The sequence below is a fragment of the Pseudomonas sp. SORGH_AS_0199 genome (genome assembly GCF_031453735.1).
GTDB classification, from domain to species: Bacteria; Pseudomonadota; Gammaproteobacteria; order Pseudomonadales; family Pseudomonadaceae; genus Chryseomonas; species Chryseomonas aestiva.
Genome location: NZ_JAVJAE010000001.1, coordinates 3,118,017 through 3,133,720, shown reverse-complemented (window position 1 = coordinate 3,133,720; position 15,704 = coordinate 3,118,017). Strand labels below are relative to the sequence as shown.

General features: G+C 66.5%; 15 protein-coding genes. 3 read left to right on the top strand and 12 right to left on the bottom strand.

The features are described from left to right. Positions 1–49 precede the first annotated feature (49 nt). From QE444_RS14780 to QE444_RS14770, 3 genes are all read right to left on the bottom strand, one after another. Entirely contained in the window at positions 50–1,237 is a 1,188-nt protein-coding gene (locus tag QE444_RS14780) for a benzoate/H(+) symporter BenE family transporter (protein WP_309739440.1), read from the bottom strand. A gap of 9 nt (positions 1,238–1,246) precedes the next feature. Then, a complete protein-coding gene (locus QE444_RS14775; protein WP_133860624.1) occupies positions 1,247–1,852 on the bottom strand; it encodes a LysE family translocator in 606 nt (201 codons plus the stop codon). 87 nt (positions 1,853–1,939) lie between these two features. Next, positions 1,940–2,419, bottom strand: coding sequence for a MarR family transcriptional regulator (locus QE444_RS14770; RefSeq protein ID WP_309739437.1), 480 nt, complete (start codon positions 2,417–2,419; stop codon positions 1,940–1,942). An 80-nt stretch (positions 2,420–2,499) separates the two neighbouring features. Here QE444_RS14770 and QE444_RS14765 point away from each other — a divergent pair, with 80 nt between their 5' ends. Next, complete coding sequence (locus QE444_RS14765; RefSeq protein ID WP_309739433.1) at positions 2,500–3,669, top strand: PLP-dependent aminotransferase family protein; 1,170 nt, start codon at positions 2,500–2,502, stop codon at positions 3,667–3,669. A gap of 1 nt (position 3,670) precedes the next feature. Then, a complete protein-coding gene (locus tag QE444_RS14760) occupies positions 3,671–4,270 on the top strand; it encodes a glutathione S-transferase family protein (protein WP_285389810.1) in 600 nt (199 codons plus the stop codon). A gap of 46 nt (positions 4,271–4,316) precedes the next feature. On the opposite strand, the gene QE444_RS14755 is transcribed toward QE444_RS14760, so the two are convergent. The 3 genes from QE444_RS14755 to QE444_RS14745 all read right to left on the bottom strand — a co-directional run bounded on the left by QE444_RS14755 (position 4,317) and on the right by QE444_RS14745 (position 6,530). Further along, entirely contained in the window at positions 4,317–4,739 is a 423-nt protein-coding gene (locus QE444_RS14755; RefSeq protein WP_273862020.1) for a hypothetical protein, read from the bottom strand. Positions 4,740–5,078: 339 nt separating this feature from the next. Then, positions 5,079–5,978, bottom strand: coding sequence for a manganese catalase family protein (locus QE444_RS14750; protein ID WP_309739430.1), 900 nt, complete (start codon positions 5,976–5,978; stop codon positions 5,079–5,081). A gap of 39 nt (positions 5,979–6,017) precedes the next feature. After that, on the bottom strand, positions 6,018–6,530 hold the full coding sequence (locus QE444_RS14745; RefSeq protein ID WP_187979352.1) for a ferritin-like domain-containing protein: 513 nt from the start codon (positions 6,528–6,530) through the stop codon (positions 6,018–6,020). A 352-nt stretch (positions 6,531–6,882) separates the two neighbouring features. Between QE444_RS14745 and QE444_RS14740 the strand changes: the two genes are divergently transcribed. After that, a complete protein-coding gene (locus QE444_RS14740) occupies positions 6,883–9,747 on the top strand; it encodes an EAL domain-containing protein (RefSeq protein ID WP_273862018.1) in 2,865 nt (954 codons plus the stop codon). On the opposite strand, the gene rbsD is transcribed toward QE444_RS14740, so the two are convergent. From rbsD to QE444_RS14710, 6 genes are read right to left on the bottom strand one after another with little or no spacing between them, the layout of a single operon-like run. Then, positions 9,744–10,148, bottom strand: coding sequence for a D-ribose pyranase (gene rbsD / locus QE444_RS14735; RefSeq protein WP_273862017.1), 405 nt, complete (start codon positions 10,146–10,148; stop codon positions 9,744–9,746). The genes QE444_RS14740 and rbsD overlap by 4 nt on opposite strands. Continuing rightward, entirely contained in the window at positions 10,145–11,053 is a 909-nt protein-coding gene (rbsK, locus tag QE444_RS14730; protein ID WP_280307517.1) for a ribokinase, read from the bottom strand. The genes rbsD and rbsK overlap by 4 nt, the downstream gene beginning before the upstream one ends. After that, positions 11,043–12,062, bottom strand: coding sequence for a LacI family DNA-binding transcriptional regulator (locus QE444_RS14725; RefSeq protein WP_309739426.1), 1,020 nt, complete (start codon positions 12,060–12,062; stop codon positions 11,043–11,045). Before QE444_RS14725 ends, rbsK begins: the two co-directional genes overlap by 11 nt. Beyond that, positions 12,062–13,039 (bottom strand): ABC transporter permease, encoded by a 978-nt coding sequence (locus QE444_RS14720; protein WP_133860615.1) that lies wholly within the window; start codon positions 13,037–13,039, stop codon positions 12,062–12,064. Before QE444_RS14720 ends, QE444_RS14725 begins: the two co-directional genes overlap by 1 nt. After that, entirely contained in the window at positions 13,036–14,592 is a 1,557-nt protein-coding gene (locus QE444_RS14715; RefSeq protein ID WP_309739421.1) for a sugar ABC transporter ATP-binding protein, read from the bottom strand. The genes QE444_RS14720 and QE444_RS14715 overlap by 4 nt, the downstream gene beginning before the upstream one ends. 16 nt (positions 14,593–14,608) lie before the next feature. Beyond that, complete coding sequence (locus QE444_RS14710; protein ID WP_309739419.1) at positions 14,609–15,565, bottom strand: sugar ABC transporter substrate-binding protein; 957 nt, start codon at positions 15,563–15,565, stop codon at positions 14,609–14,611. Positions 15,566–15,704 lie beyond the last annotated feature (139 nt).

Genomic DNA, 15,704 nt, shown 5'->3' with positions numbered 1-15,704 from the left:
CTCCTGACGTTAAGGATCCAATTCCGACCCGTCAGGAGGGGCGCGGGTTCTAACCGCGGCGTGCGGTGAGTAGCAAACTGGCCAAAAGGCCGGCGACCAGGCCCCAGAAGGCCGAGCCGATCCCGGCCAGGTTCAGGCCCGAGGCGGTGACCAGGAAGGTGATGAGCGCCGGCTCGCGCTGGCCAGGGTCGGCCAGGGCGCCGTGCAGGCCATTCATGATGGAGCCGAGCAGCGCCAGGGCAGCCACCGAGATCACCAGCTCGCTCGGCAGGGAGGCGAACAGCGCCGCCAGGGTGGCGCCGAACAGCCCGGCGATACCGTAGAAGAGTCCGCACCAGACCGCCGCTGTATAGCGTTTGCTGGCATCTTCATGGGCCTGGGGGCCGGTGCAGATCGCCGCGCTGATGGCCGCCAGGTTGATGCCATGGGAGCCGAAGGGCGCCAGCAGCAGCGAGGCGAGGCCGGTGGTGGCGATCAGCGGCGAAGCCGGAACCGCATAGCCATCGGTACGCAGCACGGCGATACCCGGCATGTTCTGCGAGGCCATGGCCACCACGAACAGCGGGATGGCGATGCCGATGGTGGCCGCCAGGGAAAAGGTCGGGGTGGTCCACACCGGCACCGCCAACTCCAGCCGCAGACTGTGGAAGTCCAGCAACCCCAGCCCGGCGGCCAGCAGCAGGCCGACTACCAGGGCGACCAGCACGCAGTAGCGCGGCCACAGCCGCTTGGCCACCAGATAGGCCAGGGCCATGCCCAGGACCAGTGCGGTCTGGTGCTGAGCCGCGGCGCAGATCTCGATACCGATGCGGAAGAGGATGCCGGCCAGCAGGGCGGCGGCGAGTGCTGGTGGTACCCGGCGCAGCAGACGGTCGGCGCTGCCGGTGAGACCGCAGAGGGCGAGCAGTACGGCGCAGATGACAAAGGCGCCGATGGCGTCGCTGTAGGGTACCGACGGCAGGCTGGTGACCAGCAGCGCAGCGCCGGGGGTCGACCAGGCGATGACGATGGGAGTGCGGTATTTAAGCGACAGGCCGATGGTGGTCAGGGCCATGCCGATGGACAGCGCCCAGATCCATGAGGAGATCTGCCCGGTGCTGAGGCCGGCATTCTGGCCCGCCTGGAACATCAGCACCAGGGAGCTGGTGTAGCCCACCAGCATGGCGACGAAGCCGGCGACCACGGCGGCGGGGGAGGTATCGGCCAGCGGGGTAAGGCGTTGTGGAGCCGCGTGCATCGAAAAACCTCAATGATGGCCGAACAGGATGGGGTAGAGGGACAGCACCAGCAGCAGCGCCATGCTCCAGTTGAACAGCCGCAGGCGTGCCGGACTGCTGAGCAGACGGCGCAGGCCCATGCCGAACAGCGTCCAGAGGCTGACGCTGGGCAGGTTGATCAGGGCGAAGAGCAGGGCGACCAGCAGCAGATTGGCGGTGAAGTTCTCGGCCGGAATATAGGCGGTGACCGCACCGATGGCCATCACCCAGGCCTTGGGGTTCACCCACTGGAAGGCCGCTGCCTGGAAGAAGCCGAAGGGCTTGCCGCTGCCCGACTCCCGCGGCGTCGGGGCAGCGGCGGTGGCCAGTTTCCAGGCCAGATACAGCAGATAGCCGCCGCCGATGACCCGCAAGGCGATCTGCAGCGGTGGATAGAGCACGAACAGCTGACCCAGGCCGAGACCGGTGCAGATGACCAGCAGCATGTGGCCCAGGCTGATGCCGAACATGTGCGGCAGGGTCCGCCGAAAGCCGAAATTGACCCCTGACGCCAGCAGCATCATGTTGTTGGGGCCGGGCGTGGCGGAGGAGACGAAAGCGAAGAGCATGAAGGCGGTGAGCAGTTCGACGGTCATGAGGGCATCCCTGGGCTTTGCGCCAGCTTAGCCAGGCGTCCCTGGCGGGTATCCGTACACCGAGGTCGCGAACCAGCGGTACAGTTTTCAGGAGTCGACCGAGGGTAGCGAACTGTCCTGGCTACCTTCGACCTCATGGCGCCCGGCCAGCGCCTGGTTGAAGGCCAGCCAGCCTTCGGCGGCGTCCGCTCCGGCCATGGCCAGGGCGGCCTGCACCAGACGCATCTGCTCGCGTCTAAGGGTCTGCTCCAGCGCGGCGCCGCCGCGGGTGAGCGACAGTCGTCGCTTGCGCTTGTCCGCCGCGTCCGTCGCCATGGCCACCAGTTGCATCTCCAGCAACTGCCGCAGCGGAATGTTCAGCGCCTGCTTGCTGACGTTGAGCACGTCCAGCAGGGCCTTGTTGCTCAGTCCCGGTTCGCGAGCGATGAAGAACAGGATGCGCTGGTGGACCCGGCTCAGGCCGCGCCGCGCCAGCATGTCGTCGGCCTTGGCGGTGAACGCCTGATAGCCGAAGAAGAAGGTCTCCATGACCAGGCGCTGCTGGGTGGTCTGATTTAGGTCAAGCATATTGACTTGTCTTTCCGGAGTGCATTAGGGTCGGTCAAGTAGTTTGACTCATTAGCCGGCCACGGGCCACAGGAGGGCAGATGGCATTTTCCGAACGGGTAAGCCGACTCAAGAGCAGCCTGATCCGCGACATCCTGGCGGCAGCGCAGCGTCCGGAGGTGATGTCCTTCGCCGGCGGCCTGCCCGCCGAGCGCTGTCTGCCGGCGGTGGACTGGAGCCGGATGCCGGCCGGCCTGGGTCAGTACGGCATGAGCGAGGGCGAGCCGGCGCTGCGCGAAGCCATCGCCGCTCAGGCGCGCGGCTACGGTCTGGACTGCACGGCGGACCAGGTGCTGGTGACCACGGGTTCGCAGCAGGCCCTGGACTTGATCGCCAAACTCTATCTCGACGTCGGCACGCCGGTGCTGGTGGAAGGCCCCACCTATCTCGCGGCGCTGCAGAGCTTCCAGTTCTTTGGCGCGGATTGCCTTGAAGTCAGTCTGGCCCCGGAGGGGCTGGATCTGGCTGCCTTGCGTCTGCAGCTGGAACGGCGGCGTCCGGCCTTCGCCTATCTGATCCCGACCTTCCAGAATCCTTCCGGCGTGCGCTATTCCGCGGCCAACCGAGCGGCGGTGGCGGCCCTGCTGGACGAGTACGCTGTGACCCTGGTCGAGGACGAGCCCTACCGGGAGCTCAGCTATGACGGCGCGCCGGCGCGACCGCTCTGCGCCCAGCTCCGACGCAGCGCCTGGATCCACACCGGCAGCCTGTCGAAGACGCTGCTGCCCGGTCTGCGCGTGGGCTATCTGATCGCCTCGCCCGACCTGCTCAAGCCCCTGCGGGCGCTCAAGCAGGCCGCCGATCTGCATACCTGTCGCATGAGCCAGTGGCAGGTACAGCAATGGCTGGGCAGCGAGCGCTACGCCCAGCACCTGGAGGAGGTGCGGGCCTTCTACCGTGAACGCCGCGATGGCTTCGCCCTGGCGCTGACACGACATTTCGGCGATATCGCCGATTGGCAGATTCCGCAGGGCGGTCTGTTCTTCTGGTTACGGCTGAAAACGCCCCTGGATACCCGTACGCTGCTGGACGCCGCCCTGGCGCAGGATGTCGCCTTCATGCCGGGCGAGCCGTTCTTCGCCGAGCCGGAGCGTCACCTCGGTCTGCTGCGGCTCAATTTCAGCCATGTGCTGCCCGAGCGGCTGGACACCGGTCTCGCGCGCCTGGCCGGCGTGATCCGCGAAGCCACCCCCTCTAACAAGGAGCTGTGAGATGTATCAGGTCTATGGCGATCGTCGTTCCGGCAACTGCTACAAGGTGGTGCTGATGCTGCACCTGCTCGGCGTGGAGTATCGCTGGCACGAGGTCGATATCCTCGCCGGCGAGACTCGGAGCGACGCCTTCCTGGCAATGAATCCCAACGGCAAGATTCCGGTACTGGAGCTGGAAGACGGCACCTGCCTGTGGGAGTCCAACGCCATTCTCAACTTTCTCGCCGATGGCACGCGCTTCCTGCCCAACGAGCCCCGCCTGCGGACCCAGGTGCTGCAGTGGCAATTCTTCGAGCAATACAGCCACGAGCCCTACGTGGCAGTGGCGCGTTTCATCCGGCTCTACCAGGGGCTGCCGGCAGAGCGTCTGGAGGAGTACGAGGTCTGCCAGGTACGGGGCTACAAGGCATTGCGGGTGATGGAGCAGCAGCTGCAACGCACGCCCTTCCTGGTCGGGGAGCAGTACTCGATCGCCGACATCGCACTCTATGCCTATACCCACGTTGCCCATGAGGGCGGCTTCGGACTGGACGACTATCCGGCGATCCAGGCCTGGCTGGCGCGCGTGGCAGCGCAGCCGGGACATGTCGCCATCGACTGAAAGGCGAACAGGGGAGCCGGGCTCCCCAGGGGATTCCAGGGCGTGATCAGCGGGCGCTGACCACGAATTGCCAATACTGGTTGAGGCGACGCTCGCCACCATTGGCGGTCAGCAGCACCGAGGATGGCGGCTTGGACTGCAGCTCAGGCAGGGATTTCATCAGCGTCAGCCAGTTGCTGTAGTAGGTCTGCAGACAACGTCGGGCGGTGCCGTTGTTCTGCAGGGAGGTGAGGGCTCGCTGATAGGCCGGCTCGATCTGCGACAGCGCCTGGACGACGCAGGTGTCGGTATCGGAGAAGCGGGCAGTGTCGCCAATGCGCGTTCCGGCGATCACCGCCTTGTTCGCGCAGCTCTTGAAGGCAATCATGCTGGCCTGCTCGAATTGCAGGGCATTCTGATCCATGGCGAAGGCGGGTGCGCTGCAGACGGCGGCGGCAACGAGGGCAAAGGCGTAAAGGTGGCGTTTCATGTGGCGTCCCTGACTACGTCGGTACAACGTGGTTGCATCAATGCACAGCGGCAGACTGCGCCGCCGAACGAATGTTCAGCGCGCAAGGCGGCAAAGCGCCATCAGGTGAATTCCACCAGACCGACGGTAGTGAGACCTATGAACAGGGCGGTCAGAGCGACCATGGCGAACGCCAGGAGATAATCTTCCATCAGGGCTTTCCCTACTGCGATGACGGCAGTAGGACCGATGGCAAATGGCCAGGTTCTGGCGAGGTCGAGAGCGAGAGTGGCTGGCCGACGAAAGGTCGTCAGGCCGGGGGGAGGGTGACGACGCCCGGTGGACGTCGTCACCGTGGTATCACTTTTCCAGACGGTTCTTGTCGAGTTGCTTGGCCAGGCCGGCGCCCAGGTCGGCACCCGTCACCGGCGCGGCGTTCGGATCTGACATCGTGCGGGTGGCGAGCTGTTCGATCGCCTTGGCCTGCATCGGAGGCAGCTTGACGCTGGCCAGGCCATCGCCGCCATCCACAGCCGGCCCGGGCTGTTCCACGTATTCCCAGTCCTGCCCCTGATTCCAGGGGCCGCGCTGATCTCCTTCGCCTTGCGACAGGTTGTAGTAGACGCTGGCGAATTCGGGACGGGGCGGCACCTTGCCCTGGGGGAAGTTGGGCTGAATGGAATGCAGCGCGTTCTCGAAGGACTTCTGGTGCGCAATCTCGCGGGTCATCAAAAAGCTCAGGGTGTCCTTGATGCCGGCATCGTCGGTGACGTTGATCAGGCGCTCGTAAACGATCTTGGCCCGGGCTTCGGCGGCGATGTTGGACCTGAGGTCGATGGTCGGTTCACCAATGGTGTCGATGTAGGCCGCAGTCCAGGGTACGCCAGCCGAGTTGGTCAGGGCCGGACCACCACCATAGAGAATCTGGGTGAGGTGGGAGTCGTTGCCGGCACCGGTCAGCGAGCGGTACAGGTCCGCTTCGTCCTGGGTCTTTTCCGCCAGGTCGCCCTTGGCACCCTTGTTCAGCATGGCGATCATCGAGCCGATGATTTCCAGGTGGCTGAGCTCTTCGGTGGCGATGTCGAACAGCATGTCCTTGCGGCCCGGGTCGAGCTCGGCTATCGCCTGGGTGAAGTAGCGCATGGCGGCGGCGAGTTCGCCTTGGGGGCCGCCGAATTGCTCCAGCATCAGGTTGGCCAGGCCGGGATTGGGCTCGGACACGCGCACGGTGTATTGCAGTCGCTTGTTATGGACGAACATGTAACCTCCAGGGGCTAGTCACGGTATAACTCGGGCGGTTCAGCGCTTCGCGGTCAGATCGGGATCGGCGGAGCGTTCGAGGAAGGCACGGGTGGTGGCGGGCAGGTCTTCCAGCAACCAGGCTGCCATGGCCTTCTCCTGTTCGAGGATGCGTTCGCAGGCCTGCTGCGTTTCGGTGTCGCCGATCTCCGCAGCCGCCGCGATCAGCGTGGTGTAGGTGGCAATCTCGATGTTCTCGAAGACATAGCCGGCGATGGCGCCCTTGATGACCTCATCGCTCATGGGCGCGCCGCCAAGGGCCTGGCCCAGCGCCATCAACTTGCCGCCCATGTCCTTGAGGGTCGAGGCGCTGCTGCCATGACGACTCAGGCAGCCTTCGATGAGCTGGCGCTGCTCCTGGGTTTCCCTGATGTGCTGTTCGATGCGCTGGCGCAATTGCGGATAGTGCTCCAGCCGGGCGGACTGAGCGGAGAGCATCTTCTCGGCCTGTTCCTCCATGGCATGGGCATCGCGCAGCCAGTCGATGAGGTTGTCCTGCTTGGAAGCGGTCATGGAAAACTCCTGCTCGTGAAGAGGGGCGACAACGGGTTGGAGAGCCCCGCCAGATTGCGTACTGTCTGCTTATTAGTGGTCCTGGCTTAGCGAGAGATTCGCGTCGCGACAGTCTTTCGGATCGATGGGCAAACCCCGTGCGCTTTGTTTTACAAGCCCAGCGGCAGGGCGTTGTCTGGCAGGTCGGGTTATTGGACAGGGGGCTCGTGGCTGTACAACTCTTGTCCCAGTCAATCCGGGCCTTTAGTCATATCTTTGCCGTTCGCGCCCCTAGGGAAACCGTTCATTCGGTAGTTGCCGAAGCCCGGGGCATCTGTGTCAGGATTCGGGGAATGCACGGGAAGGAGTCAGCATGAAAGGGCCTGAGGAACAGTCGCCAGGTGCACGCCTGGCCAGGCCGTCGGAGACACGCTGGCCGGATCCGAATGCGCCGGGGTTGGCGGCGGAGCAGATCATCGCGCAACTGCGTGCAGCCGCTGCCGATGCCGACTGGGCCTGGTATCAGCGCCGTGGCAACTGGTCGTGCATGGCCACCGGCAATGGCGCCAGTGCCTGGCCGGAATTGCTCGACGACGAGGAACTGGCGCAGCTGTCGGCCAAGACCGGGCTCAGCTGCCATCCCACCGGCAGCGGCCCGACCCCGCTGGGCTGGCTGCTCGCCCGCCCCGATGACCACACCGATTTCGCCGCCCTGGCCCTGAGATTCGGCTTCGTCCTGCAGCGCCTGCAGCTGCAGCGGGCGCAGGCGATCCAGCAGGTGCTTTACGACATCACCTACCTGGCGAGTTCGACCCTGGATCGCCAGCTGTTCATGCAGCGTACCCACGAGCTGCTGGTCTCGCTGATCGATGCCGAGAATTTCTTCCTGGCGCTGCAGGATGCCGACTCGGACCAGATCCACTATCCCTATTATTTCGACCAGCGCGACGAGAGTCCGCCCGAGCCCGGCTCCTTCGAATTGCTGGATCGCGAGCGGCCGTGCCTGACCGCCTATGTGCTCATGCACGGCACACCGCTGCTGCTGCCCAAGGAAGCCATCGAAGCGGCGCAGGTGTCAGGGCCCTACTATTGCCAGGGCTCGGTCCCCGAGTTCTGGATGGGCATCCCGCTCAAGGACGGCGCCGATCGCACCTTCGGCGTGCTCAGCCTGCAGGTCTACGATCGCGAGCGTCGCTACGGCCCCGAGGACCAGGCGCTGTTCCAGGTGATCGCCCGCGACGTGGCCATGGCCCTGGATCGCATCCTCCGGCGTGAATCCCTGGAAGCCACCGTGGGCCAGCGGACCCAGGAGCTTTCGGAGGTCAATGCCCGGCTACGCGAGCAGATCGCCGAGCGCGAACGCGCCGAGCAGCTGCAGGCGGCGCTGTTTCGCATTGCCGAGCTGTCCAGCGCCAGTACCGACATGCCAGACCTCCTGGGCGGTCTGCACCGCGTCGTGGGTGAGCTGCTCTATGCCCACAACTTCTATATCGCCCTCTACGACGATGCCTCGGGGGAGGTGAGCTTCCCCTATTTCGCCGATGAGCGCCGTACCAGCGCACCCGTCGCCCGACGCGGCACCCGCGGCTATACCGAGTACACCATCCGCCAACGGCGACCCTGCATCATCGATCGGCACAAGGCCCGGCTGCTGATCGAGCAGGGCGAGATCACCCCGGTCGAGGGCACCCCGGAAGCCTGCTCCTGGCTGGGTATCCCCCTCTACGACGGCAAGCACGTCCGCGGCGTGCTGGCGGTACAGAGCTATCGCGAAGACGTCTACTACAGCCGGCGCGACCAGGAGCTGCTCACCTTCGTCTCGCGCCATATCGATACCGCGCTGTCCCGGCGCAGCGCCGCGGAAGCCATCCAGCAGTCGCGCCAGGCCCTGGAGGTCAGGGTGCAGGAGCGCACCCGGGCGCTGGACGCCGCCAACGCCCGACTGCTGTACGAGAACAACCACGATGCCCTGACCCGGCTGCCCAATCGCAGCTTCTTCCAGCAACGCCTGGGCGAGCTCTGGGCCGCGCTGGAGCGTGACGGGGCCGGTCTGGCGGTGATGTTTCTCGACCTGGACAGATTCAAGCGCATCAACGACCAGTTCGGCCATCCCTTCGGCGACCTGCTGCTGGTGGCGGCCGGTGAGCGATTGTCGAGCTGCCTGCGCGAGACCGACCTGCTGGCACGACTGGGCGGTGACGAATTCGCCATCCTGGTGCCCGGTGGCGGCCTGGATTCACCGGTAGCCATCGGCCAGCGCATTATCGAAGCCTTCGACCGGCCACTGGTGATCGACGACCACAGCCTGTTCACCTCCTGCAGCATCGGCATCGTGCTGGCCGATCCCAGCCTGCATCGCCAGCCGGATGACCTGCTGCGCGACGCCGATACGGCGATGTATCGGGTCAAGCAGGGTGGGCGCGACAACTTCGCGGTCTTCAACCAGGAACTGCGCCAGGTGGTGTCCGATCAGGTGGTCCGTGAAGGCGCGCTGCGCAAGGCGCTGAAGAATGGCAACGAACTGGAGCCCTTCTTCCAGCCGATCATTGACGTCACCAGCGGCCGCGTGGCGGCGCTGGAGGCGCTGATCCGCTGGCGTCAGCCGGACGGTAGCGTCCTGGCGCCAGGGGCCTTTCTACCCGAGCTGGAAGGCCTGCGGCTGATCGGACGCCTGGATACCTACATGCTGACGCGCATCGCCGCCACCCTGGCCGAACCGGCCCAGGCGCACTGGCCGGTGGTGCACGTCAATTGCTCCAGCTACAGCATCGTGCGCCCGGAGTTCGCCGACGAGGTGCTGAGCATCCTGGCCGCGTATGGCGTGGCGCCGTCGCGGATCTGCCTGGAGTTGACCGAAGGCGCCCTGGTCGCCGAACCGGAACGCGCCAAGGCGGCCATGGAGGCCCTGGATCGCCATGGCGTCTCGGTGGTGCTGGACGATTTCGGCGCGGGCTTCTCGTCGCTGGGCTATGTCCACGAGTATCGCTTTCGCGGCCTCAAGATCGACAAGTCCTTTGTCCTGCGTCTGGCCGAGAGCGCACGCAGTGTCGCCATCGTTCGCGCCATCGTGCGCATGGCCGAGTCACTGGGGCTGGATGTGGTCGCCGAGGGCGTCGAGGACGCCCAGGCGTTGCAACTGCTCAGGGACATGGGTGCCCGCCACGCCCAGGGTTATTTCTTCGCCCGCCCGCTGGATCTGCTGGCGACCCGGCGGCTGCTGGCCAGGGCCGCCGACTAGAAGGCGACGCCGGCCATCAGGATCAGGTTGGTGTAGGGCTGGCACTCGCCGGTGCGGATCTGCACCCGTGCCTGGCGACACAGCGCCTTCATCTCGTCGTGGGAGACCAGCCGGCGGCTGCCCAGGGCGCCGCTCCCGGTCAGGCGTTCCAGTTCGCCCAGGGCCGGGGGCTGGGCGCTGAGGGTTTCCTCGGCGAGCAGATGGCTTTCCACCTGCATCTCGCTGAGCAGCGCCTGCAGCACACTGAGAAAGTCCGGCACGCCCGGGGTGACGGCCAGATCGACCAGCGGGGTGCCCGGCGGTACCGGCATGCCGGCGTCACCGATAACCACCAGGTCGCCGTGACCGAGACTGGCGACGGCCTGGGACAGGGCGATGTTGAGCAGAGAGGTCTTTTTCACCGGGCGAGCTCCTGGCGGGTGGGGATGGACGGCTGGGCGCCCGGGCGGGTGACGGCGATGGCGGCAGCCTGCTGGCCGAGGGCGATGGCGGCCTCCACGCTCAGACCTTCTGCCAGTCCGGCGGCGAAGCCCCCGAGGAAGGTGTCGCCGGCGGCGGTGGTGTCCACTGCCTTCACCGGCGTGGCCGGGTGGTGGCGGCAGCTGTCGGACGTGACCTGCAGCAGGCCCTGGCCACCCAGGGTCAGCAGCACCTGGCGGGCGCCGGCGGCGACCAGCTGGCGTGCGGCGGCTTCGGCCTGCTCCAGGGTGTCCACCGGCAACCCGGTCAGCAGGCTGGCTTCGCTTTCATTGGGCACCAGGTAGTCGATATGGGCGTACCATTCGGCCGGCAGCGGACCGGTGGCCGGCGCCGGATTGAGGATCACCGTCTTGCCCAGCGCATGGGCGCGGGCGAGGGCGTCGCCCACGGTGGCCAGCGGCACCTCCAGCTGGGCGATCACCAGCTTGGCCTGGTCGAGCACGCGCTCCTGGGCCTGCAGGTGCGCGGCGGACAGTTCGCCGTTGCCGCCGGCGACGATGACGATGGCGTTCTGGCCCTGGTCATCCACCAGGATGGACGCGATGCCGGTGGGGACATCGGCCGCCACCGAGACACCCTGGCAGTCGATGCCTTCCTGCACCAGGCTGCGGGTGAGGAAGTCACCGTAGGGATCGGCGCCGACGCAGCCGATCATGGCGACCCGGGCGCCCAGGCGTGCCGCGGCGACGGCCTGATTCGCGCCCTTGCCGCCGGGTGCGGTGGTGAAGGTATGGCCGGCGAGGGTCTCGCCGCCCTTGGGCAGGCGCGGGGTGCGCACCACCAGGTCCATGTTCAGGCTGCCGATGACGACGACGTCAGGGTGCATGGGAGGTCTCCAGAGCAGAGGGCGCCGCGGTGGATTCGCGCAGCACCAGCCGGGGTACGGCGATGTCGTGGGTGGAGGGGCTGCCGACCGTCTCGCGGCGCGCCAGCAGGAGCTGGGCGGCGCGCTCGCCAAGGTCGCGGATCGACTGGCCGATGGTGGTCAGGGCCGGATAGAGATAGCGGCTGAGTTCGATGTCGTCGAAGCCCACCACCGAGAGCTGGCCGGGGACGTCCAGGCCCAGCTCGGCGGCGGCGCGCAACACGCCCAGGGCGATGGTGTCGTTGCCGGCGAAGATCGCGGTCGGACGCTCCCCCGAGGCCAGCAATTCGCGGGCCGCGGCATGACCGGCGGCGGCGGTGAAGGGACAGCGCTGGATGGCGCCAGGCGCGATGCTGGCGTCCGCCAGGGCCTCCTGGTAGCCGGTGATCCGCTCGCTGGCGACGGGCGAGTCGGCCGGGCCACCGATGCAGGCGATCCGCCGATGGCCGAGCTCCAGCAGATGGCGGGTGGCGAGCAGGCCGCCCTGGTGGTGATCGATGCGGATATGCGCGGCCTGGACGCCGTCCAGCGGCCGGTCGGCCAGCACCAGCGGGATGCGCAGGCCGGCGAGGGCGCGGGCAAAGCGCGGATCGCCGTCCACGGTGGCGACCACCAGGCCGTCGATGCGGCGCTCCTTGAGCACCCGCAGATAGCGCAGCTGCTTGTCGGCATCGTCATCGGAATTGCAGAGGATGACGCTGTAACCCTGGCGCTCGCAGTGATCCTCGATCCCCCGCGCCAGTTCGGCGAAGTAGGGGTTGACCGCATTGGGCACCAGCACGCCGAAGGTGCCGGTGGCGCGACTGCGCAGGGAGCGGGCCACGCCACTGGGCACGTAGCCCAGCTCGGCGATGGCCGCCTCGACCTTTTTGCGGACGCCCGGACTGACCGGGCGACTGTTGTTCACCACGTGGGAGACGGTGGTGTAGGAGATGCCGGCGCGGGCGGCGACATCCTTGATGGTCGCCATCAGCCCTTGCTCTTGGCGCGCTGGCTGCGATAGGTGTCGAGGATCACGGCAACCACGATGACCGCGCCGGTGATGATGCGCTTGGTCGGCTCGCTGGCGCCGATCTGGGCCAGGCCTGCGGCCAGTACCGAGATGATCAGCACGCCGAAGAAGGTGCTGATCACCGAGCCGCGCCCACCCATGAGGCTGGTCCCGCCAATCACCACGGCGGCGATCACCTGCAGTTCCAGGCCGACGCCGGCGTTGGGGTCGGCGGCTTCCAGGCGGGAGATCTGGAACAGTGCGGCCAGGCCCGCCAGCAGGCCCATGAGGGCGAAGACGATGACCTTGTAGGGCTTGGGATTGATCCCGGCCAGGCGCACCGCTTCCTCGTTGGTGCCGATGGCGATCAGGTAGCGCCCGAGCACCGAGCGGGTCAGCAGCAGTTGCGCGACCACGATCACCAGCAGGGCGATGACGAAGGAGGGCGAGATGCCGAAGGCGAAGGGCGTGGACAGCCAGGCGTAGGCATCGCCGATATAGGCGGTGCGCGAATTGGTCAGCTGGTAGGCGGCGCCACGGGCCATTTCCAGCACGCCGAGGGAGACGATGAAGGAGGGGATGCGCCAGGCCACGGTCACACTGCCGGTGAGGGTGCCGGTCAGGGCCGCGCAGAACATGCCCAGGGCGGCTGCCGGCAGGATGCCCCAGCCCCATTCCAGGGTGGCGACGCTGACCACGGCGGCGGCCAGGGCGACCACCGAACCCACCGAGAGATCGATGCCGCCGATGATCAGGATGAAGGTCATCCCGGTCGCCAGCACCATCAGATCGGGGATCTGGTTGGCCAGGGTGGTGAAGGTGGCGTAGGAGAGAAAGTGGCTGCTCATCAGGGAGAACAGCACGATCATGGCCAGCAGGGCAGCGGCCAGGCCGATGTAGGTGCCCAGGCCCAGGCCGAAGGCGCGCCGGGAAGAGGTGACGGGAAGGCTGCTCATCGAATGGCTTCCTGAGAAAGGGTTTGCGGCGGGACAGGTTCTTCCAGCAGGGCTTCGCGGGAGCGATAGCCGGCGAAGGCGGCGGCCAGCAGCCGCTCCTGATCCCAGTCATGGCGTTCAAAGGTGGCTTCCAGGCGGCCGGCGGAGATCACGCCGATCCGATCGCAGATCAGCATCAGCTCGCGCAGGTCGCTGGAGACCACGACCAGGGCCTTGCCCTGGCGGGTGAGTTCGGCCAGCAGGCCATAGATCTCGAACTTGGCGCCGACGTCGATGCCGCGCGTGGGTTCGTCGAACAGCATCACCTGGCAATCGCGTTCCAGCCAGCGTCCGATCACCACCTTCTGCTGGTTGCCACCGGAGAGTTCGCCCACGGGCTGGGTGCCGTCGTTGCAGCGGATGCGCATGCCCTTGATATGGCGCTCGGCCAGGGCCGCTTCGCGTGTGCCGCTGACCAGGCCCTGTCGCGCGACCTTGGCCATGTTGCCCAGGGCGATGTTGGCGCTGATCGGCTGGCTGAGCAGCAGGCCTTCGCCCTTGCGATCCTCGGTGATGAGGGCGATGCCCTGGCGCACTACCTTGGCCGGCGAACCCAGGTCGACCGGCTTGCCGGCCAGGTGCACCGTGCCGGAATCGGCGCGATCGGCGCCGAAGATCAGGCGCAGGAGTTCGGTCCGTCCGGCACCGATCAGGCCGGAGATACCATAGATCTCGCCCGCGCGGAGGCTGAAGGAGACATCCTGGACCTTGTCGGCGCGCGAGAGACCCTTGACCTCCAGCAGGGGCGGGCCGAAGCGGCGTTCGCCCATGTCTAGGTGCTCGCCGAGATCGCGGCCGACCATGAGGCTGACGATCTGGTCGGTGCCGTACTCGGCCATGGGCGCATCGGCCACCTGCCGACCATCACGCAGCACCACCAGTTGCTGGGCGATGCGCTTGAGTTCTTCCAGGCGATGGGAGATGTATACCAGGGCCACGCCCCGGGCGCGCAGGCGCTCGATCTGCGCGAACAGCAAATCCACCTCGCGCGAGGTGAGCATGGCGGTCGGCTCGTCGAGAATCAGCACCCGGCAATCGCCGATCAGGTTGCGGGCGATTTCCACCATCTGCTGGTGACCTACACCCAGTTCGGCGATGGGGGTATCCGGATCTATGGCCTCCAGGCCGACCTGGGCCATGGCCAGCCGCGCCTGCTCGCGCAACTGGCGGCGGTCGATCCAGCCCAGTCGCCGGGGCAGGCGATCGAGAAAGAGATTTTCCGCCACGGTGAGGGTGGGCAGCAGATTGAGTTCCTGCATGACCATCCGCACGCCCTGGGCTTCCGCCTCACGGCGGCTGCCCGGGGCATAGGGTCGGCCGAGGAAGCTCAGCTCGCCGGTGGTGGGTTGCACCAGGCCACAGAGGATCTTGGACAGGGTGCTCTTGCCGGCGCCGTTTTCCCCGGTGAGCGCCAGCACCTGGCCGGCGCGCAACTCCAGGTCCACGCCGCCGAGTACCGGCTGGGCATAGGTCTTGCCGATGCCACGGGCGCTGAGGATGACCTCGGACGACATGGGGGCTCTCCTTGGCTCAGGGCTGGGTGACGAGTTCGACCGGCGTCTCGATCACGCCGTCCTTGGCACCGGTGGGCTCGCCCTTGACCAGCTTGAGCGCGGCGTCGATACCGAACACGGCCTGCTTGGCGGCGAACTGGTCGGCGGTGGCGAGGACGCGACCGTCTTTCAGCATCGGGTGGATGGCCTTGATGTTGTCGTAGCCGACGATCTGCACCTGACCTTTCTTGCCCGCGGCCCGTACGGCGGAGACGGCGCCCAGCGCCATGCTGTCGTTGCCGGCCAGCAGGGCCTTCAGGTCGGGGTATTCGTTGAGCATGGCCGCGGCGACGGCGTTGCCCTTGTCGATTTCCCAGTTGCCGGACTGCACGCCGACGATCTTCATGCCGGCCGCTTCCATGGCGTCCTTGAAGCCTGCGGTGCGCTGCTGGGCGTTGGTGGTGGTGGAGACGCCCTCGATGATGCCGACCTGATCACCCTGCTTGAGCTGCTTGGCGAGGTACTCGCCCACCAGGCGTGCGCCCTTGCGGTTGTCGGGGCCGACGAAGGGAATGTCCAGAGACTTGGACTTGAGCACGTCGGGATCCAGGCGATTGTCGATGTTGACCACCTTGATGCCGGCGTCGCTGGCTTTCTTCAGCACCGGGACCAGCGCCTTGGAGTCGGCCGGGGCGATGACCAGGGCGTCGACCTTGGACACGATCATCTGCTCGACGATACGGATCTGGCTGGAGGTGTCGGTCTCGTCCTTGATCCCGTTCGAGATCAGATCGAAGTCGGCGGAATGCTCTTTCTGGTAGGTCTTGGCGCCGTCTTCCATGGTCAGGAAGAATTCGTTGGCCAGGGACTTCATGACCAGCGCGACCTTGGGCTTTTCGGCGGCCGTGGCATGACTGGCGGTGAGCGGCAGGATCAGCGAAGCGGAGGCGAGAGCGATAGCCGCCAGCAGGCGGGCAGGGCGAAAGGCCAGCATAGGGGAATCTCCGAATTCTTATGGTTCTTGTGGTCGCGCAAACGTTTGCGCGTTATCGAGGATGTCCGCTTCGCTGGTAGCTGTCAACGCGACTCACTACATGAATCGATTCAGCGCGCAGGGATGGCGGGTTGGGCCC